The organism is Bradyrhizobium sp. FW305-F6 (assembly GCF_058782905.1).
This window is the reverse complement of sequence record NZ_JBYSYD010000001.1, coordinates 1,631,136-1,654,444: the sequence shown is the minus strand read 5'-3', so window position 1 is coordinate 1,654,444 and position 23,309 is coordinate 1,631,136. Positions and strand designations below refer to the sequence as shown.

The following is a 23,309-nucleotide window of genomic DNA, read 5'->3' as shown; positions in this document are numbered from 1 at the left end:
CCCATCATCCGCACCGACACCGAAGCATGATGAGTTTCGCAAGGGCTCTGCCCATCCTACGTCGTCACACAATCTCTCGCACGGTCCGACGAGCAAAACACCCCACATGCAGGTCAAGGGACCAGGCTGCAAGATTTTCTGATTGACCGAATTTGAAGTTTCGGCTAAACCGCATTCATCCTGGCCCGTCAAAGGGGCGTTTCGCGATCGTCACGATACGTAGGCCGGGACGCGATGGACGCGGCAGCGCCGGCGCGTGACGGGACGGCAGGGCGGGCAAACCCGTGAGCCATCACGATCCGCGGCACGACACGGTGCGGTTACAGCGTTTCTTTTCGGCATCGGGGGCGAGCACGCGCGAGCTTCCGGCTGTTCGGGGAGGGACGTCCGCGGACGGCAAAAGCGTGTGGTCCTGACGCCCGGGGTCTGTGCGTCAAGGCTTGTGGTGATGCTGCGGCCCGACCGGGCGCGCGCATCAGTCATCTGCAAGGCGACGGGGGCAATAGTGCATCGCTCCCCGGGGAGAGCGCGCCATAAGTCGTAACACCATTGCGCAGGGAAGGCCGGGCGACCGGCAACACCTGTGGTCACCCCGCGTGCGTCTTGTCGCGTGCGGACCTTCGGGTGCCAGCCGGCGCCCGGCCTTCCCTGCGCCCCTTCCGCTCGGAGGGGGCGAAACGAACAGCAAGCTCGGGCGCCTGCGCCGCGAGACCGCGAGGGCATGTTTATTCCACAACGAGCTCATCTGTGCCCCCCGGACGCAGCGCTATCACGAACGCGGCCAGCAGTTTTGCATCGCCCTAACTTCATCTTGCACTGCGGTAGAAAAATAGCGCAAACTCCGCCGGACCGGGCCGCCAAGGGCGCGAGCAGGGGAGCGAGCCATGTCCCTCCAGACCGTATCATCCGAGAGCACCGAGCCTCGCCCTAACCGTCCCGAGGACGCCCAGGCGCTGGAGGCCGAGGCGCGGCTGCGGGACGACATCCGCCTGCTCGGGCGCATCCTCGGCGACACCGTGCGCGACCAGGAGGGGGCCGATGTGTTCGACCTGGTCGAGCGCATCAGGCAGACCTCGATCCGGTTCCACCGCGACGAGGACAGGCTCGCCCGCCGCGAGCTCGAGCAGATCCTCGACAGCATGTCGACCTCGGAGACGGTGCGGATCGTCCGCGCCTTCAGCTATTTCTCCCACCTCGCCAACATCGCCGAGGACCAGAACAACATCCGCCAGATGCGCGCCCGCGCCGGAGCCAATGGCGGCAGTGCGGGCGTCCTGGCGCAGACGCTGGCCCACGCCAGGGACGCAGGCATCGGCCCCGACCAGCTGCGCAGCTTCTTCAAGACGGCGCTTGTCAGCCCGGTGTTGACGGCGCACCCGACCGAGGTCCGCCGCAAGAGCACCATGGACCGCGAGATGGAAATCGCGCAGCTGCTCGACCGCCGCGAGCGCGTGGCGCTGACCACGGAGGAGCTTGATGCCAGCGACGAGCAGCTTCGCCGCGAGGTGCTGACGTTGTGGCAGACCAATCTCCTGCGCCGGACAAAGCTGACCGTGCTGGATGAAGTCGCCAACGGCCTGTCGTTCTACGACTACACGTTCCTTCGTGAGGTCCCGCGGCTGATCAACACGCTGGAAGACCGGCTGGGCGACGGCGGCGAGCATGCCGCTGGCGAGCTCGCCTCGTTCCTGCGCATGGGCAGCTGGATCGGCGGCGACCGCGACGGCAATCCCTTCGTCACCGCCGATGTCATGCGCGGCACGCTGCGGCTGCAGTCGAGCCGGGTGATGCAGTTCTATCTGAACGAGCTGCACGTGCTCGGCGCGGAGCTGTCGATCGCGGCGCATCTCGCCGATGTCTCCGAGGAGCTGCGCACGCTCGCGGAGCGCTCGCCCGACACCTCGCCGCACCGGAGCGGCGAGCCTTATCGCCTGGCGGTCTCCGGCATCTATGCGCGCTTGACGGCGACGGCCGAAAAGCTCGAGGTCGAGATCACGCGCCGTCCGGTCGGCAAGGGCAAGCCCTATGAGAGCGTCAGGGAGTTGCAAGCCGATCTCGACGTGCTGCACCGCTCGCTGATCTCAAACAACGCCCGCGTCATCGCCCGCGGCCGGCTGCGGCTGCTGCGCCGCGCGGTCGACTGCTTCGGCTTCCATCTGGCGCGGCTCGACATCCGCCAGAACTCGGCCGTGCACGAGCGCACCATCGCCGAGCTGATGGACGCCGCCAATCCCGGCATGTCCTACCTGGCGCTCGGCGAGGACGCCCGCATCTCGCTGCTCACCAACGAGCTGCGCTCGACGCGCGCGCTGGTGTCGCCCTTCGTCAAGTACAGCGACGAGACCATGGGCGAGCTCAACGTGTTCCATGCGGCGGCGGAAGCGCATGCGAAGTTCGGCTCGGATGCCATCCCCCAATGCATCATCTCGATGTGCAAGGGCATGTCGGACATGCTCGAGGTCGCGGTGCTCTTGAAAGAGGTCGGCCTCGTTCATCCCTCCGGGCGCAGCGCTATCAACATCGTGCCACTGTTCGAGACCATCGAGGATTTGCAGGCCTCATCCGGCATCATGGACCGCATGCTGTCGCTGCACGATTACCGGCGCCTGGTCGACAGCCGCGGCAGCGTGCAGGAGGTCATGCTCGGCTATTCCGACTCGAACAAGGACGGCGGCTTCGTCACTTCGGGCTGGGAGCTCTACAAGGCCGAGATCGGCCTCGTCGAAGTGTTCGAGCGCCATCACGTGCGCCTGCGCCTGTTTCACGGTCGCGGCGGCTCTGTGGGCCGTGGCGGCGGGCCGAGCTATGACGCCATCATCGCCCAGCCTGGCGGCGCCGTGAACGGACAGATCCGCATCACCGAACAGGGCGAAATCATTTCGTCGAAATATTCCAACGCCGAGGTCGGCCGCAGCAATCTGGAGATCCTCGCCGCCGCGACGCTGGAGGCGAGCCTCCTGCATCCGCGCCAGAGCGCGCCGCGCCGCGAATATCTGACGGCGATGGACGAATTGTCGAGCCTCGCCTTCAAGGCCTATCGCGGCCTCGTCTACGAGACCGAAGGCTTCGTCGATTATTTCTGGTCATCGACTGTCATCAACGAGATCGCGACGCTGAACATCGGCAGCCGTCCGGCCTCGCGCAAGAAGACCCGCGCCATCGAGGATCTGCGCGCGATCCCCTGGGTGTTCTCCTGGGCGCAATGCCGGTTGATGCTGCCGGGCTGGTACGGCTTCGGCAGCGCCGTCGAGCAATGGATCGCCGAGCATCCTGACAAGGGCATGCCGTTCCTGAAGGAGCTCTACAGGGAATGGCCGTTCTTCCGCATGCTGCTGTCGAACATGGACATGGTGCTGGCGAAAAGCTCTATCGCGATCGCCTCGCGCTATGCCGAGCTGGTGCCGGACGAGGCCTTGCGCGAGAAGATCTTCGGCCGCATCCGCCGCGAATGGCATTCCTGCATCGAGACGCTGCTCGACATCATGGGCCAGGACCGGTTGCTCCAAGGCAACCCGCTGCTGGAGCGCTCGGTGCGCAACCGCTTCCCCTATCTCGACCCGCTCAACCACGTGCAGGTCGAGCTGTTGAAGGAGCACCGCGCGCAGAACCCGGACGAGCAGGTGCTGCGCGGGATTCAGCTGACGATCAACGGCATCTCTGCGGGGTTGCGGAATACGGGGTAGGGTAACGCAACTGCTCCGCCCTCGATCGTCATGCCCGGGCTTGTCCCGGGCATCCACGTTCTTGGTGCAGTGTGGCAAGGCGTGGATGGCCGGGACATGCCCGGCCATGACGTGGAGAGTATGTGTCCTTACACCGGATCCCAGGTGAAGATGTCGGCCGAACGATCCAGCTTGTAGAACGAGCCCTTCAGCGCCGGCATGCCGTGCTCCGCGATCGATTGCGGCGTCCAGCCTTCGCTCCGTTGCACCGAGCGGATCGGCCGGTTCTGGCTGAACAGGAAGATCTCGTTCATGCGCACGCCGAAGATCTGGCCGGTGACGTCCTTGGCGGAATCGCCGAGGAGGTAGCCGCACAGCGGCGCGATCTTTTCCGGTCCCATCTGCTTGATCTTTTCGACGCGCGCCTTCTCGGCCTCGGTCTCGGTCGGGATGGTGCCGATCATGCGCGTCCAGGCGAACGGCGAGACGCAGTTGGAGCGGACGTTGAAACGGCCCATGTCGAGCGCGATCGACTTGGAGAGGCCGACGATGCCGAGCTTGGCGGCGGCATAGTTGGCCTGGCCGAAATTGCCGATCAGGCCTGAGGTCGAGGTGAAGTGCACGAACGAGCCCGACTCCTGCTCGCGGAAGATGCGCGCCGCAGCGTGGCTGACATAGAAGGAGCCCATCAGATGCACCTTGATGACGGCCTCGAAGGCTTCCACGCTCATCTTGTGGAAGATCATGTCGCGCAGGATGCCGGCATTGTTCACGACGCCGTCGAGCCGGCCGAAATGATCGGTCGCGGTCTTCACGATCTTGCTGGCGGGGATCGCTTCCGCCACCGATTCGAAATTGGCGACCGCGGTGCCGCCGCGCTTCTTGATCTCCTCGACCACCTCCTCGGCGGGTGCGGCGTTCGAGCCGCCGCCGTCGGCGGCGCCGCCGGGATCGTTGACGACGACCTTGGCCCCTTCGCCGGCGCAGAGCAGCGCGATCTCGCGCCCGATGCCGCGGCCTGCGCCGGTGACGATGATGACCTTGTCTTGCAGTGATTTGCTCATGGGGGTGCCTCTCTATGTTGTCTTCATCGCCGCGTCTAACCCAGCTTGTCATGCGCGGGCTTGACCCGCGCATCCATCTTCAGACGAGGATGGATTGCCGGGGCAAGCCCGGCAATGACGGCTGGGTATTGCCGCGCCGTTACCTCTCGTTCGTAAACACGATCGTGCCCGACGCTGCGAACATGCCGCCCACGCCGTGGCACACCGAAATCTTCGCGTTCGGCACCTGGGCCGGCGCGATCCCGCGCATCTGGCGCACGCTCTCCTGCAGCGCGTACATGCCATACATGCCCGAATGCATGTAGCTCAATCCGCCGCCATTGGTGTTGAGCGGCAGCTTCCCGCCAGGCCGCGTGTTGCCGTCGGCGATGAATTGGCCGGTCTCTTCATACGGCATGAAGCCGAGATCGCCGAGGCCGAACAGCGGCAGATGCGCGAACGCATCGTAGATCATGAGATGGTCGACATCCCCATGCGCAATGCCGGCCTCCTTGAAGGCCAGCGGCCCCGCGGTCTTGAACGCGCGCGAGGAGTTGAAGGTCTCCATCTGGCTGACCATCGGCGTTTCCACGCTCTCGCCGGTGCCCATGATGTAGACGGGCTTCCTCGGAAAGTCCTTGGCGCGGTCGGCCGAGGTCAGGATCAGCGCGCCGCCGCCGTCGGTGACGAGGCAGCACTGCAGAAGCCGGAACGGATAGGCGATCATGCGCGAGTTGAGGACGTCGGCGACCGTGATCGGCTCCTTCATCATCGCGCGCGGATTCTTCGCCGCCCATTCCCGCTGCACCACCGCAACCGAAGCCAGCTGCTCGTGGGTGATGCCGTAGGTCTTCATGAAGCGCAGCACGGGGATCGGGAACATGCTGGGCGGGCCGTAGACGCCGAAAGGAGCCTCGAACTGGCCGTTGAGGCTGTCCGCCGGCGTCGACCGCGGCAGCTTGCCGATCATCGATTTGCCGCTCTCGGCATGGGTGATCAGCACGATTTTGCACAGGCCGGCCTCGATCGCCGCCGCGGCGTGGCGGACATGCAGCATGAAGGAGCAGCCGCCGACCGAGGTGCCGTCCACCCAGGTCGGCTTGATGCCGAGATAGTGGCAGACCTGCTGCGGCGTTTCGACCGCGGTAGCAAAGCCGTCGATGTCGGAGAGCCTGAGTCCGGCATCCGCGATGGCATTGAGCGCCGCGTCCGCATGCAGCTGGAGCTGCGACGCGTTCGGGATGACCCCGAGCTCGGTGGTCTCGGCCGCGCCGACGACGGCAACCTGGTTCCTGCGCATGACCTTATCCCTTCGCCGGACGGAAGACGGGGAGGGTGATCTTGTCGTCGAGCGCCTGGAAGGCGACCTCAAGCTTCATGTCGAGTTCGAGTGCTTCGGGGGTCTGCGGGCAATCGATGATGTTGCTCATCATCCGCGGTCCCTCGTCGAGCTCGACCACCGCGATGGCGTAAGGCGGCGTGAAGCCGGGCGCGGCGGGGCGGTGGTTGATGACGTAGCTGTAAAGAAAGCCCTTGCCGCTCGCCTTGAAGATGCTCACCTTGCGCGAGGCGCAGGACGGGCAGAACGGCCGCGGCGGGAAATAGACATGCGCACAGGCGTCGCAGCGCTGCAGGCGCAGCTCGCCGGCCTTGGTGCCGTCCCAGAAATGCTGGGTCTCCGGCGTCGGTTTCGGTCGCGCGCGCTGCGGTTCGGCCATGTTGGCGCTCCTCCAAGGGACAGGCCTCGCGCCCGCCTGTTCGAACTTGATGCGACATTCGACCATGGCGCGTCAACGGTCCAGCAATGCGCATGCATGCCATCATGCGCACAGTGCTTGTGTCGAGCTGAGCCAGCGCTATAGATTGCGCGCGAAATATTCCGTGAGACAGACATGCCCGATTTTCCGACACTGGCGAAGCTCGCCGAAGACCTCGAAAGCGGCCGCACCACCTCCCGCAAGCTGGTCGAGGCCTGCCTCGCCAGGATCGCCGACCCCGCCGGCGAGGGCCAGCGCGCCTTCATCCATGTCGACAAGGATGCCGCGCTCGCGGCAGCCGATGCGATGGATTCCCTGCGCAAGGCCAAGGCGGCGCCGTCGCGCTATGCCGGCATCCCGATCTCGATCAAGGATCTGTTCGATATCAAGGGCCAGGTGACGCGCGCAGGCTCGCGCGCGCTCGAGGATTCCTCGCCTGCCGAGCAGGACGCCGCGACGGTGGCGCGGCTGCGAAAGGCCGGCTTCGTCGTGATCGGGCGAACCAACATGACCGAGTTCGCTTATTCCGGCATCGGCATCAATCCGCATTACGGCACCCCGAAGGGCGCCTGGAACCGCGCCGAAGGCCACGTGCCCGGCGGCTCGTCCTCGGGCGCGGCGGTGTCCGTGCTCGACGGCATGGCCCATGGCGCGCTCGGCACCGATACCGGCGGCTCCTGCCGCATTCCGGCGGCCTTCAACGGCATCGTCGGCTACAAGCCGACGCAGCGCCGGGTACCGCTCGACGGCTCCGTGCCGCTGTCGTTCTCGCTCGACAGCATCGGGCCGCTGGCGCGATCGGTCAGCTGCTGTGCCATACTCGACGCGGTGCTTGCGAACGAGCCGATTGCCCCGCTGAAGCCGCGGCCGGTTGAGGGCATGCGGCTTGCTGTGCCCACCACGATTGCGCTCGACGATCTCGACGCGGAAGTGGCCCAAACCTTCGAGCGTGCGCTGAAGACGTTGTCTGATCACGGGGCCATCATCGAGCGCATCGAGATGGCGGAGTTCCACGACATCGGCCCGATGAACGCCAAGGGCGGCTTCGCGGCCTCCGAAAGCTACGCCTGGCACCGTTATCTCATCACGGCCAAGGGTGACGTCTACGATCCTCGCGTCTTCGTCCGCATCATGCGCGGCGAGGCGCAGAGCGCTGCCGACTACATCGACCTGCTCAATGAACGGCGGTCGCTGATCGCGCGCGTCAACGCGCGCATCGCGCCCTATGATGCGCTGGTGCTGCCGACCACGCCCAACACCCCGCCGAAGATCGCCGACCTCGCGGACGATCAGGCATTCACCCGCGAAAACATCCGCGCCTTGCGCAATTGCAGCCTGATCAACCTGATCGACGGCTGCGCCATCTCGCTGCCCTGTCACCGCGACGGCGACGTTCCCGTCGGCCTGATGCTGGCGGGCGCGGGCGGCTCGGACCATCGCATCTTCGAACTTGCTGCCGGCATGGAGGCCGTCGTTCGTGTTTGACCTGACTTTCACCATTGACGCCCAGGACACCACCACGCCGCTGACGCTCGCGATCGACCAGCTGGTCATCGCCGGCTGGACCGGCCGCGATCCGGTCGCGCGCGACAAGCACATCAAGGAGCTGCAGGAGATGGGCATCGCCCCGCCGGCCTCGACGCCGATCTATTACCGCGCTTCGGCGCGGCGGCTGACCCAGGAGGACAGCATCGAATGCACCGGCGGCGATTCCTCCGGCGAGGTCGAGTTCGTGCTGATCGGCTGGCAGGGCCGCATCTTCGTCGGCTGCGGCTCCGACCATACCGACCGCAAGGTCGAGGCCTACAACGTCACAGTGTCCAAGCAGATGTGCGACAAGCCGATCGCCGCCACCCTGTGGGAGCTGGAGGACGTCATCGGCCATTGGGACAAGATGATCCTGCGCTCATACGCCACGATCAAAGGCGAGCGCGTGCTGTACCAGGAGGGCACGCTGGACGCGATGCTTCCGGTCACCGACCTCATCGCGCGCGGCTTTGACGCCGGCAAGCTCCCCGACGGCTGCGCCATGTTCGGCGGCACCTTCGCCGCCAAGGGCGGCATCCGCCCGGCCGACCGCTTCGACTTCGAGCTGGAAGACCCCGTGCTGAAGCGCACGATCAGGCACGGCTATGATGTGACGACGCTGCCGGTGAGGGGGTAGGTCTACCCCACGGGCATTGCGAGCGAAGCGAAGCAAAGCAATCCAGACTGGTTCCGCGGCGGGATTCTGGATTGCTTCCTCGCAAGGGCTCCTCGCAATGACGGCGAAAGAGTCATCGGAAATCGGGTGGCCGTAGCGCTCGCGCCTTGCCACACCCACATCCGTCATTCCGGGGCGCGCCCACTTGGGCGCGAGCCCGGAATCCATCGTGCGGCATGGTCGGTGGATGAATGGATTCCGGGCTCGCGACTTCGTCGCGCCCCGGAATGACGGACTTGGATAGGATATCGCTATGGCCATTGCCAAACGTGTTGCCGCACCAGACTCTGTGGCCGACCTCGCCGCCCACGTCGACGCCCTCGACTGGCCGCAAATCACCGCCGAGCTCGACTCCCAAGGCTGCGCCGTCCTGAAGAACCTGCTCACGCCCGATCAATGCCGCGCCGTCGCCTCGCTTTACTCCGAGGACACGCACTTCCGCAGTCGCGTCGTCATGGGCCGCCACGGCTTCGGCCGCGGCGAGTACAAATACTTCGCCTATCCGCTGCCCGACCTGATCGCGCAGCTCCGCCCGGCGCTCTATGCGCAGCTGCACGGCGTTGCCAATCGCTGGAACGAGGCGATGGGGATCGACATCCGCTATCCCGCCACGCACGCGGCGTTCCTGAAGCGCTGCCACGGGGCGGGCCAGAGCCGGCCGACGCCGCTGCTGCTGCAATACGAAGCCGGCGACTACAATTGCTTGCACCAGGATCTCTATGGCGAGCACGTGTTCCCGCTCCAGGTCGCGATCCTGCTCTCGGAGCCCGGACAGGATTTCACCGGCGGCGAGTTCGTGCTGACCGAGCAGCGCCCGCGGATGCAGTCGCGTGCCGAGGTTGTGCCGCTCGCGCAGGGCGATGCCGTCGCCTTCGCTGTGCATCATCGCCCGGTGCAGGGGACACGTGGCACCTACCGCGTTAATCTGCGCCATGGCGTCAGCCGGATCAGGTCCGGCCGGCGCCATACGCTGGGTGTGATCTTTCACGATGCGAAATGAGCGGAGCCTTTGACGGCTGATTTGTTCGATAGCGTCGCCGAAGCCCAACCGTCGCGCGAAAACATCGCCGATGGGGCCGTGCTGCTGCGCGGCTTCGTCAAGCCGATCGAGAGCGAGCTGATCGAAGCCGTGCGCGCCATCGTGGCAAAATCTCCGTTCCGGCGGATGACGACGCCCGGCGGCCATCTAATGTCGGTGGCCATGACCAATTGCGGCGAGCGCGGCTGGATCACCGACCATACCGGCTATCGCTACGACCCGATCGACCCGCGCACGAGCGCACCGTGGCCGGCGATGCCGCTGCTGCTCCGCGATCTCGCCCGCCGCGCCGCGGAGCAGGGCGGCTTTCGGGACTTCACGCCCGATGCCTGCCTCGTCAACCGCTACGAGCCCGGCACGCGGCTGTCTCTGCATCAGGACAAGGACGAGCTGGATTATGCGGCGCCGATCGTCTCGGTCTCGCTCGGCCTGTCGGCCACGTTCCTGTTCGGCGGCCTCGCGCGTGCCGACAAGCCGCGCCGCTTCCGCCTCGTCCATGGCGACGTCGTGGTCTGGGGCGGCGCCAGCCGGCTCGCCTACCACGGCGTGGCGCCGCTCGCTGACGGCGAGCATCCGCTGCTGGGGCGAAAGCGGATCAATCTGACCTTCCGCAGGACGCGCTGAGGCGTTTCCTCGCAGCCCTTGCTCGTCTAAGCTTGGGACGGGGAGGCGGCAACATGACGACCACGGAGCTCTCGGCCGGCACGGGCGCGGCGAACCGCACGGGCCTTTATCTGGCTGCGCTGCAACTGGTGTTCACGCTAGGCTGGACGACCTACGTCGTCTACCTGCCGAGACTCGCCGCCGAGGTCGGCATCGCGCCGTCCGCTGTGATCCTCATTCTCATGCTGGATCAGGCGATCTTCACCATTGCCGACACCGCGATGGGAATCGCCGCCGACAAGCTCGCGCCCCATCTCGGGCGGCTCGGCCTGTTCGTCGGGCTCATGGCTGCGATCTCCTGCGGCGCCTTCGTCGCACTCCCCTTCGTTGCCGGCATCGGTCCGGCCGCGCAAGTCTGGTTCATTGCCCTGATCGTGATCTGGTCGATCACGTCCTCTGCGCTGCGCGCGCCGCCGCTGACCTTGCTCGGAAAATACCGTGCCAAGCCGCAGGTGCCGTTCCTCACGGCGCTGGCCATGCTCGGCTACGGCGTCGCCGGCGCGGTCTCGCCGTATCTCGGCGTGGTGCTGCGCCAGCACGATGCGCGTTTGCCGTTCGTGATCTCCAGCGTGGTGCTGCTGCTCACCGCGCTGGCGCTGTCACGGATCGAGTACGATGTCGCGCAGGATACGACACCGCCGACGCCGGCCGAGGCGGCTAAGCCGCTCGGTCTCGTCCCCATCGCCTTCATCGTCGCGATGGTGGCGCTGGCGCTTGGTTATCAGCTGCACTTCGCCATGAACAGCGCGCCGTTCTATTTGCGCTTTGCCAAGCCGGATGACCTGCAATGGCTGATGCCGTTGTTCTGGATCGGCTTCAACATCGCGATGTTTCCGGCGAGCCTCGTGGTCAAGCATCGCGGCGGCCTGATCGTGATGGGGGCGGCCGGCCTGTTCGGCGCTGCGGCGATCGCGGCGGCCGAGTTCGCCGGCAGCCTCGACATGCTGATTGCTGCGCAATTCCTCGCCGGCGCCGCGTGGGGCTGCATGCTGATGAGCGCAGTCTCGGCGGCGCTCGCCATCGGCTCGACCGGCGCGGAAGGCAAGGTGACGGGCCTCGTCTTCTCTGCGCTCGCCCTTGGAGCCTTCGCGCGGATGGCGGCAGTTGCCGGCGGCTTGCAGAAGATGCCGGAATACGCGCCGCTGCTGCATTGGGCGCCGATCGCCTGCTGGTCGGTCGCAGGCGCCGGCCTGCTGGTGATCGCGGCCGCGCGGCTACAGGGCCGTGCTCCCGTCAAGGCTTCGGCGGGTGAATGAACGCCCAGGGGCTCACTTCCGAATCCCTGGTGACCTCGACCGAGATCAGATACGGCCCGCCGTGGCTCAGCGCCTTCTCCAGCACCGCCTTGAACTGGTTCGGCGCGGTCACGCGCGCAGCCGCCACGCCGAAGGACTCCGCGAGCTTGACGAAATCGGGATTGACGAGATCGGACGCCACCACGCGGCCGTCGAAATGCTGGCGCTGGTCGCGGCGGACATTGCCGTAGGCATTGTTGTTGAACACTAGCGTCACCACGCCGATGTTGAACTGCACGGCGGTGGAAAGCTCCTGCACGCCGAACATGAAGCCGCCGTCGCCGGTGATCGCCACCACCGGCGTGTCGGGGTTGGCGACCTTGGCGCCGAGCGCGGTCGGAAAGCCCGAGCCGAGCGTGCCTTGATAGCCCGACGTGATGAAGGTGCGCGGCTCGTAGACGGGGAAGCCATACCAGGAGGCGAAGCCGACCTGGGACAGCTCGTCGGTGACGATCGCATTCGCGGGCAGCAGCTCGCGCAGGATGTCGAGATAGGCCATCTGCGGCTGGATGCGCTGGATCTCGGACTGCGCCGCGGCGGTTGCCTCGCGAATGTCCTCGCGCCGGCCACGGCCCCTGGCATAGCCGGCCTTCTTCACCGCCGCGACGAGATCGCCGGTGCCGTCCACGGCGTCGGCGACAACAGCAACATCGGCGGCGAGCCGGCGCATCTCGGCGGGATCGATGTCGATCCGAATAGATTTCAGTCCGGTCGGCTGATAGGGCCAGCGAAAGCCCGAAGCCGGCAGCTCGGCGCGGGTGCCGATCGCGATCATCAAATCGGTCGTGGGCCAGAGCTTGTAGGCGGCCGCCATGGTGAGGCCGAGCTCATGCGCGTTGGACACGATGCCGCGACCGCTGCGGAAGGCGACGACGGGCGCATCGATCATCTCGGCGAGCTCGAGGATCTCTTCGCCTGCCTCGATCGCGCCGCTGCCGACGAAGATCATCGGCGCCTTGCTGGCCTTGATCAGCGCCGCCGCCTGCTTGACGAGATCATGATCGGGCCGCGGCGCGCGCAGTGGCTCCAGCACTCGTGCGGCGGCGGTGTCGGCGCGCCGGGTGAAGACGTCCCAGGGCATCTCGACCGAAGCGGGCCCGCGCCGGCCCGACATCATCTCCTGGAACGCGCGCGCCACGATGGTCGGCGCATTGCCGGGATATTCGATGCGCTCGGCCCATTTCACATAGGTGCGCAAGGTCGCGAGCTGGTCCGGCATCTCGTGCAGATGGCCGCGACCCTTGCCCAGGAACGAGGTCGGCACCTGGCCGGTGACGCACAGCACCGGCTCGTTGCAGCCGAACGCGGTGAGCAGCGCCGCGCTGGCATTGAGCACGCCGGGGCCCGGCACCACGCTGAACACACCGGGCCGGCCGCTCGAGCGCGCATAGCCGAACGCCATGTAGCCGCAGGCCTGCTCGTGCCGCGCGCCGATCACCTTGAGCTGGGCCTGGTGGAAGGCGTCGAACAGCCCGTAGACCTGCGCGCCGGGCAGGCCGAACACGGTGTCGACGCCGTGGGCGACAAGCCCGCTTACGATCGCTTCGCCGCCGGTGAGGGTGGTCATTGCATCATTCCACTTCGATTGTTGGTCAAGCTTCGTCGACCACGCCGTTGCGCAGGCGCCCGATGCCCTCAGCCTCCACCTCGATCACATCGCCGGGCTTCAGATATCGCGGCGGATCGAACCGCGCACCCGCGCCGGTCGGCGTGCCCGTGACGATGATATCGCCGGGGACCAGGGTTGCGAAAGTCGAGATATAGTTCAAGAGATAGCGGAACGGAAACATCAGCCGGCTGGTGCGATCGTCCTGCCTGAGTTCGCCGTTGACATGCGTGGTGAGCCGGATGTCGGCGATCTGCGATTCCCGCGTGTAGGGCACCAGCCACGGGCCGAGGCTGCCGCTGGAGTCGAAGTTCTTGCCCTGCGTGACGTTGAACTTGGCGTGGCGCAGCCAGTCGCGCACCGAGCCCTCGTTGCACAGCGTGAGCGCGGCGATGTGATCAAGCGCGCTGCTTTCGGGGATATGCCGGCCGGGCTTGCCGATCACCAGCACGATCTCACCCTCATAATCGAGCTGCGCGGAGGCGCGCGGGCGCACCAGCGGCGTGTCGTGGCCGACGAAGGAGCGGGGCGAGCGCATGAACATGCTCGGATATTTCGGCGCCTCCTGACCGTCCTTGTACTCGGCGTTGCGGTCGGGATAGTTGACGCCGATGCAGATGATCTTCTCCGGCGCCGGGACCGGCGGCAGCCATGTGATGTCGGCAAGCGCGTGGTCGGGTTTGCGACCGGCGGCCTCTTCGGCAAAGCTGACGAGCTTGCCGGCCGCGATCACCTCGCGCAGCGTGGGATAGTCTCTCGCGTAACGCGCGGAGAGATTGACGATGCCGCCCTCCAGGACGGCGCCGTAGCTGACATCACCCTTGAGGGAATAGGTGGCGAGGCGAGGGAGCTTCATCGCTTAATCCGCCACCAGCACGTCGGCCACGAATTTCGGCTCGCGCACGGCCTGGCCCGTGAACGGCGAGCCCTGCTCGAACCAGGAGCGCGGCGCCGGTGCGCCCCACAGCGTCTGGCGGCGCGGATCGCGCAACGACCAGCGCAGCGGCTCGTGGTCGTGATCGCCCGTGAAGTAGTCGCTGGTGTAGAGCTCGAGCCGGTGCCCGTCGGGATCGCGCACATAGAGGAAGAACGCGTTCGAGATGCCGTGGCGTCCCGGCCCGCGCTCGATGTTCTTGACGAAGCCTTGCGAAGCCATGACGTCGCAGAGATGGATGATGTTCATCGCCGTCGGCGTCCAATAGGCGAAATGATGCAGCCGCGGTCCCTTGCCGTTGGTGATGGCGAAGTCGTGGACATTGCCCTTGCGATGCATCCAGGCCGCGGCGATGCGGCCGTTCGGTCCGTCCTCCTCGGCGTATTCGGTCAGGCGGAAGCCGAGCCGGGCGTAGAATTCCATGGTGTCCTGCACCTCGGCGGCGAAGACGTTGAAATGATCGAGCCGCTGCGGATGGCACCCCCGGTAGAGGTCGTAGCGGCGGAGCAGATGCGGCCGCCGGTCCATCGACGCGTAGAGCTCGATCTGGAAGCCGAAGGGATCGGTGAATTGCAGCGTGCGGCCCTGAAAAGGTTGATCGACGAACGCGTAGGCGAGGCCGTTCTCGGAGAGAAACCTTGCGGCCTTGTCGAGATCGGCGTCGTTGCCGACCTTGAAGCCGAGCCGCGCGCAGGCCGGCACTGCTGCCTTCCGCAGCACCAGCGAATGATGCTGATGCTCCTCGGCGGCGCGCAGGTACACGACCTTGTCGTCGGCATCCTCGACATGCAGGCCGACCATGCTCTCGTAGAACTCGCGGCTCAGCTTGAGGTCGGTCACGTCGAGCGCGACGTGGCTGGAGCGGATGATGTTGAACGGCGGTTCGAAGACGTGTTGCGGTACGGGCATGTGCGTTTCCCCTCGTTAGTCCCCGTCATTCCGGGGCGCCCGAAGGGCGAACCCGGAATCTCCAGGTTCCGGGTTCGCTTCGCGCCCCGGAACGACTGCTTGCCTCTAAATCCCCAGTCTCTGTATCTTATGCGTGCCCCGCGCCAGCGAGACGTGCTTGGTTTCCATGTAGAAGTCGAACGAGTAATCCCCGCCGTCGCGGCCGATGCCTGAGGCCTTCATGCCGCCGAACGGCGTCGGCAGGTGGCGGACGTTCTCCGAATTCAGCCAGATCATGCCGGCTTCCAGCGCATCCGCAACGCGAAGCGCGCGGCCCATGTCGTTGGTCCAGACATAGCCGGTGAGGCCGTAGCGGATGTCGTTGGCGATCGCGATCGCGTCCGCTTCGTCCTTGAACGGCAGCACGGTGAGGAACGGGCCGAACACCTCTTCCTGCGCTACGCGCATCTTGCCATGCGCGCCTGTTACCAGCGTCGGCTCTACATAATGTCCGCCTCCGGGGCCGTCATGGGCCTTGCCGCCGACCGCGATGGTGGCGCCGTCCTGGCGCGCCACGTCGAAATAGGAGCAGACCTTTGCGAGATGCCGTTCGTGGATCAGCGGCCCGATCTCGGTGGCGGGATCGAGGGGATCGCCGACCTTCAGCGCCTTCACGCGCGCCGCCAGCTTCTCCACGAACTTTTCCGCGATGCTCTGCTGGATCAGCAGGCGGCTCGACGAGGTGCAACGCTCGCCGTTGAGCGAGTAGATCATGAACACGACGGCATCGAGCGCGCGGTCGAGATCGGCATCGTCGAACACGATCACCGGGTTCTTGCCGCCGAGCTCGAAATGCACGCGCTTTAGGGTCGGCGCACCCTGAACCATGATGGCCGAGCCCGTCGCGCTCTCGCCGACGAAGCCGATCGCCTTGATGGCGGGATGCTCTGTCAGCGCCTTGCCGGCCTCTTCGCCGAAGCCGTGCACTGTGTTGAGCACGCCGTCGGGCACGCCGGCTTCCTTCACGAGCTTCGCCAGGATGGAAGCCGTCACCGGCGACCATTCGGCGGGCTTGTGCACGACGGTGCAGCCGGCGGCTAGGGCAGGGGCGATCTTCCAAGTCGAGAGCATGAAAGGCGTGTTCCACGGCGTGATCACGCCGACCGGGCCGATCGGCACGCGGGTCGAGAGGTTCCAGTGCTCGTCGCTCGGTGTGTTGAGGCCGTCGCGCGCCTCCGCGCATTTGTCGGCGAAGAAGCGGAAATTCTCGGCAGCGCGGATCGCGGCCTTGGCCATGAAGCGATAGGCCTGCCCGGTGTCGATACATTCGAGTACCGCGATGTCCTCGGCATTGTCCTCGATCGCATCGGCCACGCGATGCAGCAGCTTGCGCCGCATCGCCGGCCCCATGTCGCGCCAGGACTTGAAGGCGAGCGCCGCCGCTGTCGCCGCGACGTCGATGTCCTCGGCATTGCCGCGGGCAACGTTGGCGAGCATTGCGCCATCGACCGGCGATTTCGTCTCGAATGTTTCGCCCGAGATCGAGGCGACGATCTTGCCGTCGATCATGTGGCCGATGCCGTCGGTGCGCAACGTCTTCAAGAGCGGCGCGAGGCGGTCGCGGTTGGCCTGGAACACATCGGCTTTGGGCGTGGGCTTATCCATGGGCAGCCTCCGCTTTCAGGGCGTCGTGGATGTTGTTGCGCTTCCAGCTGGTGTCCTTGTCGTTGATCTGCATGTCGAACGACAGAGCGAACTTGCTGGCGGCGAAGACGGGATCGAGATGTTTCGAGAGCGCCTGGAAGACGTGCTCACCGGCCTTCTGGCGGGCGGGAAGGTCGCGGCCCTCGCCGATGCGCAGCACCATGTCGAGAAAGCCGTAATCCTGGCGGGCGTCCGCGATTGCATAATGCTCGCACCTGACGGCGCGAACGCGGATGCCGCCGAGCGGGAAGATGCCGGTCTCGACGGCTGCCTTGCGCACGACCTCGCACACCGCGGCGATGTCGAGACGGCCGTCGAGATTGGCCGAATATTCGATGGTGAAATGCGGCATCGCCGTTTCACTCCCTGTCTTGTTGTTCGCATTAGGCGAAGTAGCAGCTCACCGAGCCGTAGGCGCCATAATCGGCTTGAATTGTGTCGCCCTTGCGGGTCTCGATCGGGCGGATGAAGGAGCCGGCCAGCACGACTTGCCCGGGCTCCAGCGCAAGGCCGAGCGGCGCAATCTTGTTGGCAAGCCAGGCCACCGCGGTGGCGGGATGATTGAGCACGCCGGCGGCAAGGCCTGTCTCTTCCAGCTGGCCGTTCCTGAAGCAGAGCGCGCCGATCCAGCGCAAATCGGCGTCCAGCGGACGGATCGGCCGTCCTCCGAGCACGATGCCGGCATTCGCCGCATTGTCGGCGATGGTGTCGAAGATCTTTCGCGTCGCCTTGGTCTTGGCATCGACGCGTTCGATCCGCGTGTCCAGAATCTCCAGCGCCGGCACCACGAAGTCGGTAGCGTTGAGCACGTCGAACAGCGTGCAATCAGGGCCTGACAGGCGCTTCTTCATCACGAAGGCGAGTTCGGCTTCCACACGCGTGGCGATGAAGCGCTCCGTCGGAACGAGGCCGCCATCGGCAAAGAACATGTCGTCGAGCAGCACGCCGGAATCGGGCTCGTCGATATTGAGCGCGCTCTGCATCGCCTTCGAGGTCAGGCCGATCTTGTGGCCCTTGACCACGCGCCCCTCGGCGATCTTGACGTCGACCCAGGCCTTCTGAATCGCGTAGGCATCCGCGATGGTGATCTCGGGAAAGTCCTGCGAGAGCTGCCGGATCTGCGTGCGGGTCTTTTCCGCCTGGTGCAGACGCCTCGCGCAAGCTTGGATATCGTCGTTGTTGAGCGCCATCTGTAATCATAGAACCCTGGTGCCGCGAGATACTTAACATGTTAAGTGAATGCGTCAAACTCAATTTCGGCATGTTGCACTGCAAACGTTGTCCGGCTTGAAAGGGCGTCATGACGAAGAAATCCGCCGATCCCGCCGACGCCGGCGTGCCTGCCGCGCGCCAGGTGCCGATGCGCGACTTCTCGCGCTCGCTGCCGATGTCGCTGCTGCGGGCCCGCGAGGCGGTGATGCGGCAGTTTCGTCCCTCGCTGCGCGAGCACGGCCTGACCGAGCAGCAATGGCGCATCCTGCGCGCACTCGCATCCATCGAAGCGGTCGAGGTCACGGAGCTCGCGCGCACTGCGTTCCTGCTGGGGCCGAGCCTGTCGCGCATCCTGCGCGACCTCGAGGCCCGCGACCTGATCGAGCGCAGAACGGCGAAAGCGGATCAGCGCCGCAGCATGGTCTCGATTTCGAAGGAGGGGTTGAAGCTGATGGCCTCGGTGGCGCCGACCTCGGAGGCGATCTATGCCGAGATCACGCGGCGCTTCGGCGCGCGCAAGCTGGCCGAATTGCAGGAGATGCTCGGCGAGCTCGAACAGAGTCTTGCCGGGCTCGGCAGTGCCGACGATACACTCGCGGACGGGTGAACCCAGATATGCGTCCGTGCGCGGCGTGAGCCATGGACATTCACGCTTTTTTTCGCTCAAAGTGCGGCCAACCCGATCCGCGGCGAGTGAGAGCAACAGGGAAGGAAAGGCAACGTGGCGAACAAAGTCAAAGAAATCTGGAAGTCGGGCAAGGCGGTCGTCAACGCCTGGCTTGCGATTCCCTCCGGCTTCTCGGCCGAGATGATCGCGCAATGCGGCTTCGACAGCGTCACGGTCGACATGCAGCACGGCGTGCAGGACTATCTCTCGATGGTGCAGTGCTTCCAGGCCATGGACAAGCATCCGGTCACCCCGATGGTCCGCGTGCCCTGGAACGAGCCGGGCATCATCGGCAAGGTGCTCGATGGCGGCGCCTACGGCGTGATCTGCCCGATGGTCAACACGCCCCAGGAGGCCCGGAACCTGGTCTCGTACTCTAAATATCCGCCCAAGGGCGTGCGCTCCAACGGTCCGATCCGCGCCGGCATGTACGGCACCGCGGGTTCCTATCAGAAGACGGCCAACGACGAGATCGTGCTGCTGCCGATGATGGAGACCAGGACCGCAGTCGAGAACATGGAAGCGATCCTCGATGTCGAGGGCATCGACGGCGTCTATATCGGCCCGTCCGATCTCGGCTTCTCCTACGGCCTCGAGCCCAAGCTCGACCGTACCGAGCCCGAGATCCTCGCGATCTACGACAAGATCATCAAGGAGTGCGGCAAGCGCGGCCTCAACCCGGGTATTCATTGCAGCGGCGCCGAGGGCGCGGCACGCGCCATCAACATGGGCTTCAAGCTGGTGACGCTGTCCAACGAAGTCGGCCTGATGACCACCTACGCCAAGATGCAGGTGAACGCGACCCGCAAGGATTCAGGCGGCAAGGCGTAAGCTCTCGTGTCCCGGACGCGATGCGGTGCGTAGCACCGCTTCGCAGCGCCGGGACCCCGAAGCCTGCGACGACATGATAGATGGGCCTGGCTCAGCAGCGCACCGTTTCCCGCTGCGCTGCGTCCGGGGCACGATGGTTTCGATACAGGAGATTCCCATGACCCTCAGCCCCGTCATCCGTCTGCATCCCGATGATGGCGTGCTGATCGCGCGCGCGAGCCTGCCGCCGGGAACATTGGTCGCCGACGGAGTGACCACGCTCGAGCGCATTCCCTCCGGCCACAAGGTCGCGATCAAGCCGATCGCGGTGGGCGAGCCGGTCAGGCGCTACGGCCAGATCATCGGCTTTGCCACTCAGGCGATCGCGCCGGGCCAGCACGTGCACACGCAGAACTGCGGCATGGGCGATTTCGCCAAGGACTACGCCTATTGCGTCGACGTCAAGCCGACGCCGAATTTCGACCTGCCGGCGACCTTCGAAGGCATCCGCCGTCCGGACGGCCGCGTCGCCACGCGCAATTATATCGGCATCCTTACCTCGGTGAACTGCAGCGCGCATGTCGCCAGCCTCGTCGCCGACGTCTTCAAGAAGAACCCCTTCACCGGCGACAATCCGCTCGCCGACTTCCCCAATGTCGACGGCGTGGTCGCGCTGACCCACAAGACCGGCTGCGGCATGACGCAGAACGAGCCGCTGGCATTGCTCCGCCGCACGCTCGGCGGCTATGCGCGGCACGTCAATTTCTCGCATGTCATCGTGCTCGGCCTCGGCTGCGAGGTGAACCAGATCGGCGGCCTCATGGAAGAGCAGAAGCTCGCCGGCCGCCTGCGCGCGATGGACATCCAGGAGGTCGGCGGCACCCGCAAGACGGTCGAAGCCGGCATCGCCTTCGTGCGCGAGGCGCTCGCCGACGCCGACAAGGTCAAGCGCGAGACCGTGCCGGCCAGCGAGCTCACCGTGGCGCTGCAATGCGGCGGCTCGGATGGCTATTCCGGGGTGTCAGCCAATCCGGCGCTCGGCGCTGCGAGCGACCTTGTCGTGCGCCATGGCGGCACTGTGATCCTGTCGGAAACCCCGGAGACTTACGGGGCCGAGCATCTGCTGACTCGCCGTGCCGTCAGCCGCGAGGTCGGCGAGAAGCTGGTCGATCTCATGCGCTGGTGGGACGAATACACCGCGCGCGAAGGCGCCGAGATGAACGCCAATCCGAGCCCCGGCAACAAGGCCGGCGGCCTCACCACGATCCTGGAAAAGTCGCTCGGCGCGATGGCCAAGGCGGGGACAACCAATCTGGTCGAGGTGCTCCGCTACGCCGAGCCCGTCACCAAGAAGGGCTTCGTCTTCATGGACACGCCAGGCTACGATCCCGTGGCTGCGACCGGGCAAGTCGCGGGCGGTGCCAATCTGGTCTGCTTCACCACGGGCCGCGGCAGCGTGTTCGGCTGCAAGCCGGCGCCCTCCATCAAGCTCGCCACCAACACGCCGATGTACAAGCGGATGGAAGACGACATGGACGTCAATTGCGGCACCATCCTCGAAGGCGAGGAGAGCGTGGAGCAATGCGGCCAGCGCATCTTCGATCTGATCCTGAAGACGGCTTCGGGAAAGCCGACCAAGAGCGAGAGTTTCGATTTCGGCGGCGCCGAGTTCGCGCCCTGGGTGCTCGGCGCAACGATGTAGTCGCGCCGGGAGCGGTGCAATCGCAAGGCAGTCGCAACTGGACAATTGATGACAGCGACGCGTGTAGTTTGCAGCCGGTGCAACGATCCCTCGCCACGTATTGGTACGGAAGTGCGAATCTCGCTTGCGGGTTCCCGAACTTACATCTGGTTAACACTGTTCCCGTAGACAGGAGGTGATGCGGCTCCACAGCGTGGCGGGCCGGCCTTTGCGCGAGGGTCCGACAGATGCAAGCGATACGTCCCACGGGGGTGGAAAATCTCCTCGGTGAGGAGGAGTTGATCGTATCGAAGACCGATCTGAAAGGCCGCATCATCTACGCCAACGATGTTTTCATCCGGATGGCGAAGTACTCGTGGAAGGAGCTGATGGGCGCGCCCCACAGCCTGATCCGCCATCCCGACATGCCGCGCGCCGTCTTCAAGCTGCTCTGGGACACGCTGCAATCCAAGCAGGAGATTTTCGCCTATGTCGTCAACTTGGCGAAGGACGGTAGCCATTATTGGGTGTTCGCCCACGTCACGCCGACATTCGACGAGCGCGGCAACATCGTCGGCTATCATTCCAACCGTCGCAAGCCGGATCCCGCGCAGATCGAACGCATCAAGCCGATCTACAAGACGCTGTGCGCGGAGGAGGCGCGGCATGCCAATGCCAAGGAGGGCATGCAGGCGAGCTTCGAGGCGATGGTCGGGCTGCTGAAGCAACAGGGTGTCGGTTACGATGAATTTGTGCTCTCTCTCTAAGGCGCAGGGAGCGACCGCGCTCGCGTGTGGTCTCGCCGTCGTTGCGGTCGTCCTCTCGCTGCTCGGTCTGACCGGCATCGCCAGTGCCGCCTTGCTCGGCGCCACGGTCGCGCTGCTCGGCTACGTCGTCTGGTGTCAGCACCTTACGGCGGTGGCCGTCGACGAGGTGGTCGATGTGTGTCGCAAGGCGGCGCGCGGCGATCTCGAGGCGCGGATCATGAGCGACCGGCAGGCCGGGCGCATCGGCGCGATCCAGAAATCCGTCAACGACATGCTCGACATCACCGACGCCTTCGTTCGCGAGGCTTCGGCGTCGATGGACTATGCCAGCCGTGGCAAGTATTTCCGCAAGATCCTGGCGCGCGGTCTGCCCGGCTCGTTCCGCCGCTCGGCGGTCGTGATCAATGCCGGCACCGACAGCCTCGGGCGCCGCGTCGAGGAGATCGCCGGCCTCGCGCGGCAGTTCGGCACCCATCTCGACGCCGTTGCGGGCGGCCTCATGGGCGCCGCGACCGATCTCGAATCCGACGCCGGCCAGATGGCGGCCGCGGCGGAGAAGACCAGCCGTCAGACCTCAGGCGTGCTCAGTGCCTCCGACCAGGCCTCGCGCAACGTCGCCACCGTCGCCAGCGCCGCGGAACAACTTGCGTCGTCGATCGCCGAGATCAATCGCCAGGTGGCCGGCTCGACCGCGAGCACGGGACGGGCGGTGAACGAAGCCAATCGCGCCGGCAGCGAGATCCGCAACCTTGCGGACGCTGCGATGCAGATCGGCGACGTCGTCAAGCTGATCAGCGAGATCGCCTCGCAGACCAACCTGCTTGCGCTCAACGCAACGATCGAGGCGGCTCGCGCGGGCGATGCCGGCCGCGGCTTCGCCGTGGTGGCGTCCGAGGTCAAGAGCCTCGCCAACCAGACGGCGAAGGCGACCGAGGAGATCAGCGCCAAGGTCGGCGAGATGCAGCAATCGACCGCCACTTCGGTCGCGGCCGTCGAGGCGATCGCGCAGACCATCGCCGAGATCGACGGCATCACGGCCTCGATTGCAGCCTCGATCGAGCAGCAGGGGGCCGCGACGCGCGAAATCGCCCGCAACGTTCAGGAAGCCTCCGCCGGCACCTCGCAGGTCTCCTCCAACGTCACAGGCATCAGCGAAGCCGCGGCCGACACCGGCCGCGTCGCCGCCCGCGTCAACAGCGCCTCCGAACGCGTCCACGGCGAAGTCGGCACGCTCCGCCACGAGGTGACCCAGTTCCTGCAGCGGCTGACCTCGGCGGCGTAGGATCCGTGCCAACAGCAACGCTGACTTTCCTTCTCCCCTTGTGGGAGAAACTGGCGCGAAGCGCCGCTATGCGGCGAGCCACCCTCTCCCACAAGG

At 65.8% G+C, this 23,309-nt stretch carries 20 protein-coding genes; 11 read left to right on the top strand and 9 right to left on the bottom strand.

Translation table 11 applies throughout. The features are described from left to right. Positions 1 to 884 precede the first annotated feature (884 nt). Positions 885 to 3,683 (top strand): phosphoenolpyruvate carboxylase, encoded by a 2,799-nt coding sequence (ppc, locus tag AC3WLX_RS08080; protein ID WP_492335418.1) that lies wholly within the window; start codon positions 885 to 887, stop codon positions 3,681 to 3,683. A 128-nt stretch (positions 3,684 to 3,811) separates the two neighbouring features. Here ppc and AC3WLX_RS08075 read toward each other — a convergent pair whose 3' ends face one another. The 3 genes from AC3WLX_RS08075 to AC3WLX_RS08065 all read right to left on the bottom strand — a co-directional run bounded on the left by AC3WLX_RS08075 (position 3,812) and on the right by AC3WLX_RS08065 (position 6,423). Beyond that, a complete protein-coding gene (locus AC3WLX_RS08075) occupies positions 3,812 to 4,726 on the bottom strand; it encodes an SDR family NAD(P)-dependent oxidoreductase (protein ID WP_492335417.1) in 915 nt (304 codons plus the stop codon). Positions 4,727 to 4,865: 139 nt separating this feature from the next. Then, on the bottom strand, positions 4,866 to 6,005 hold the full coding sequence (locus tag AC3WLX_RS08070; RefSeq protein ID WP_492335416.1) for a thiolase C-terminal domain-containing protein: 1,140 nt from the start codon (positions 6,003 to 6,005) through the stop codon (positions 4,866 to 4,868). A gap of 4 nt (positions 6,006 to 6,009) precedes the next feature. Further along, the gene (locus tag AC3WLX_RS08065) at positions 6,010 to 6,423 is read right to left on the bottom strand and encodes a Zn-ribbon domain-containing OB-fold protein (RefSeq protein WP_100178942.1); all 414 of its coding nucleotides are present in this window, start codon (positions 6,421 to 6,423) and stop codon (positions 6,010 to 6,012) included. Between the two features lie 174 nt (positions 6,424 to 6,597). Between AC3WLX_RS08065 and AC3WLX_RS08060 the strand changes: the two genes are divergently transcribed. The 5 genes from AC3WLX_RS08060 to AC3WLX_RS08040 all read left to right on the top strand — a co-directional run bounded on the left by AC3WLX_RS08060 (position 6,598) and on the right by AC3WLX_RS08040 (position 11,623). After that, entirely contained in the window at positions 6,598 to 7,947 is a 1,350-nt protein-coding gene (locus tag AC3WLX_RS08060; protein ID WP_492335415.1) for an amidase, read from the top strand. Next, positions 7,940 to 8,626, top strand: a complete 687-nt coding sequence (locus AC3WLX_RS08055) for a DUF2848 domain-containing protein (protein ID WP_492335414.1) — start codon at positions 7,940 to 7,942, stop codon at positions 8,624 to 8,626. Before AC3WLX_RS08060 ends, AC3WLX_RS08055 begins: the two co-directional genes overlap by 8 nt. 292 nt (positions 8,627 to 8,918) lie before the next feature. Then, positions 8,919 to 9,665, top strand: coding sequence for a 2OG-Fe(II) oxygenase (locus AC3WLX_RS08050; protein ID WP_492335413.1), 747 nt, complete (start codon positions 8,919 to 8,921; stop codon positions 9,663 to 9,665). 9 nt (positions 9,666 to 9,674) lie between these two features. Further along, positions 9,675 to 10,328, top strand: coding sequence for a DNA oxidative demethylase AlkB (gene alkB, locus AC3WLX_RS08045; RefSeq protein ID WP_492335412.1), 654 nt, complete (start codon positions 9,675 to 9,677; stop codon positions 10,326 to 10,328). Positions 10,329 to 10,381: 53 nt separating this feature from the next. Beyond that, on the top strand, positions 10,382 to 11,623 hold the full coding sequence (locus AC3WLX_RS08040) for an MFS transporter (RefSeq protein ID WP_492335411.1): 1,242 nt from the start codon (positions 10,382 to 10,384) through the stop codon (positions 11,621 to 11,623). On the opposite strand, the gene AC3WLX_RS08035 is transcribed toward AC3WLX_RS08040, so the two are convergent. The 6 genes from AC3WLX_RS08035 to hpaH form a co-directional block, all read right to left on the bottom strand. Further along, positions 11,601 to 13,229: a thiamine pyrophosphate-dependent enzyme gene (locus AC3WLX_RS08035; protein WP_492335410.1), complete on the bottom strand. Its 1,629-nt coding sequence runs from the start codon at positions 13,227 to 13,229 to the stop codon at positions 11,601 to 11,603. The genes AC3WLX_RS08040 and AC3WLX_RS08035 overlap by 23 nt on opposite strands. A gap of 25 nt (positions 13,230 to 13,254) precedes the next feature. Next, the gene (locus tag AC3WLX_RS08030; RefSeq protein WP_492335409.1) at positions 13,255 to 14,124 is read right to left on the bottom strand and encodes a fumarylacetoacetate hydrolase family protein; all 870 of its coding nucleotides are present in this window, start codon (positions 14,122 to 14,124) and stop codon (positions 13,255 to 13,257) included. Positions 14,125 to 14,127: 3 nt separating this feature from the next. Then, the gene (gene hpaD, locus AC3WLX_RS08025; RefSeq protein ID WP_492335408.1) at positions 14,128 to 15,111 is read right to left on the bottom strand and encodes a 3,4-dihydroxyphenylacetate 2,3-dioxygenase; all 984 of its coding nucleotides are present in this window, start codon (positions 15,109 to 15,111) and stop codon (positions 14,128 to 14,130) included. Between the two features lie 105 nt (positions 15,112 to 15,216). Then, a complete protein-coding gene (hpaE, locus tag AC3WLX_RS08020; protein WP_492335407.1) occupies positions 15,217 to 16,755 on the bottom strand; it encodes a 5-carboxymethyl-2-hydroxymuconate semialdehyde dehydrogenase in 1,539 nt (512 codons plus the stop codon). Beyond that, a complete protein-coding gene (locus tag AC3WLX_RS08015) occupies positions 16,748 to 17,146 on the bottom strand; it encodes a 5-carboxymethyl-2-hydroxymuconate Delta-isomerase (protein ID WP_291623900.1) in 399 nt (132 codons plus the stop codon). The genes hpaE and AC3WLX_RS08015 overlap by 8 nt, the downstream gene beginning before the upstream one ends. A gap of 31 nt (positions 17,147 to 17,177) precedes the next feature. Next, on the bottom strand, positions 17,178 to 17,984 hold the full coding sequence (gene hpaH / locus AC3WLX_RS08010) for a 2-oxo-hept-4-ene-1,7-dioate hydratase (protein WP_492335406.1): 807 nt from the start codon (positions 17,982 to 17,984) through the stop codon (positions 17,178 to 17,180). Between the two features lie 110 nt (positions 17,985 to 18,094). Between hpaH and hpaR the strand changes: the two genes are divergently transcribed. The 5 genes from hpaR (at position 18,095) to AC3WLX_RS07985 (ending at position 23,213) form a co-directional block, all read left to right on the top strand. Continuing rightward, positions 18,095 to 18,613 (top strand): homoprotocatechuate degradation operon regulator HpaR, encoded by a 519-nt coding sequence (hpaR, locus tag AC3WLX_RS08005; RefSeq protein WP_492335405.1) that lies wholly within the window; start codon positions 18,095 to 18,097, stop codon positions 18,611 to 18,613. Positions 18,614 to 18,727: 114 nt separating this feature from the next. Next, positions 18,728 to 19,504 carry an HpcH/HpaI aldolase family protein gene (locus tag AC3WLX_RS08000; protein ID WP_291623894.1) on the top strand — a complete coding sequence of 259 codons (777 nt, stop codon included), beginning with the start codon at positions 18,728 to 18,730 and terminating at the stop codon, positions 19,502 to 19,504. A 157-nt stretch (positions 19,505 to 19,661) separates the two neighbouring features. Then, positions 19,662 to 21,185, top strand: a complete 1,524-nt coding sequence (locus tag AC3WLX_RS07995) for a UxaA family hydrolase (protein ID WP_492335404.1) — start codon at positions 19,662 to 19,664, stop codon at positions 21,183 to 21,185. Between the two features lie 227 nt (positions 21,186 to 21,412). Further along, a complete protein-coding gene (locus AC3WLX_RS07990) occupies positions 21,413 to 21,931 on the top strand; it encodes a PAS domain-containing protein (RefSeq protein WP_291623890.1) in 519 nt (172 codons plus the stop codon). Next, positions 21,909 to 23,213 (top strand): methyl-accepting chemotaxis protein, encoded by a 1,305-nt coding sequence (locus AC3WLX_RS07985; protein WP_492335403.1) that lies wholly within the window; start codon positions 21,909 to 21,911, stop codon positions 23,211 to 23,213. The genes AC3WLX_RS07990 and AC3WLX_RS07985 overlap by 23 nt, the downstream gene beginning before the upstream one ends. The last annotated feature ends 96 nt before the right edge of the window (positions 23,214 to 23,309 follow it).

Bases quoted from the DNA above. Each gene is read 5' to 3' on its own strand.
- ppc (WP_492335418.1), top strand. From the start codon at position 885: ATGTCCCTCCAGACCGTATCATCCGAGAGCACCGAGCCTCGCCCTAAC.
- AC3WLX_RS08075 (WP_492335417.1), bottom strand. From the start codon at position 4,726: ATGAGCAAATCACTGCAAGACAAGGTCATCATCGTCACCGGCGCAGGC.
- AC3WLX_RS08070 (WP_492335416.1), bottom strand. From the start codon at position 6,005: ATGCGCAGGAACCAGGTTGCCGTCGTCGGCGCGGCCGAGACCACCGAG.
- AC3WLX_RS08065 (WP_100178942.1), bottom strand. From the start codon at position 6,423: ATGGCCGAACCGCAGCGCGCGCGACCGAAACCGACGCCGGAGACCCAG.
- AC3WLX_RS08060 (WP_492335415.1), top strand. From the start codon at position 6,598: ATGCCCGATTTTCCGACACTGGCGAAGCTCGCCGAAGACCTCGAAAGC.
- AC3WLX_RS08050 (WP_492335413.1), top strand. From the start codon at position 8,919: ATGGCCATTGCCAAACGTGTTGCCGCACCAGACTCTGTGGCCGACCTC.
- AC3WLX_RS08040 (WP_492335411.1), top strand. From the start codon at position 10,382: ATGACGACCACGGAGCTCTCGGCCGGCACGGGCGCGGCGAACCGCACG.
- AC3WLX_RS08035 (WP_492335410.1), bottom strand. From the start codon at position 13,229: ATGACCACCCTCACCGGCGGCGAAGCGATCGTAAGCGGGCTTGTCGCC.
- AC3WLX_RS08030 (WP_492335409.1), bottom strand. From the start codon at position 14,124: ATGAAGCTCCCTCGCCTCGCCACCTATTCCCTCAAGGGTGATGTCAGC.
- hpaD (WP_492335408.1), bottom strand. From the start codon at position 15,111: ATGCCCGTACCGCAACACGTCTTCGAACCGCCGTTCAACATCATCCGC.
- hpaE (WP_492335407.1), bottom strand. From the start codon at position 16,755: ATGGATAAGCCCACGCCCAAAGCCGATGTGTTCCAGGCCAACCGCGAC.
- AC3WLX_RS08015 (WP_291623900.1), bottom strand. From the start codon at position 17,146: ATGCCGCATTTCACCATCGAATATTCGGCCAATCTCGACGGCCGTCTC.
- hpaH (WP_492335406.1), bottom strand. From the start codon at position 17,984: ATGGCGCTCAACAACGACGATATCCAAGCTTGCGCGAGGCGTCTGCAC.
- hpaR (WP_492335405.1), top strand. From the start codon at position 18,095: ATGACGAAGAAATCCGCCGATCCCGCCGACGCCGGCGTGCCTGCCGCG.
- AC3WLX_RS07995 (WP_492335404.1), top strand. From the start codon at position 19,662: ATGACCCTCAGCCCCGTCATCCGTCTGCATCCCGATGATGGCGTGCTG.
- AC3WLX_RS07990 (WP_291623890.1), top strand. From the start codon at position 21,413: ATGCAAGCGATACGTCCCACGGGGGTGGAAAATCTCCTCGGTGAGGAG.
- AC3WLX_RS07985 (WP_492335403.1), top strand. From the start codon at position 21,909: ATGAATTTGTGCTCTCTCTCTAAGGCGCAGGGAGCGACCGCGCTCGCG.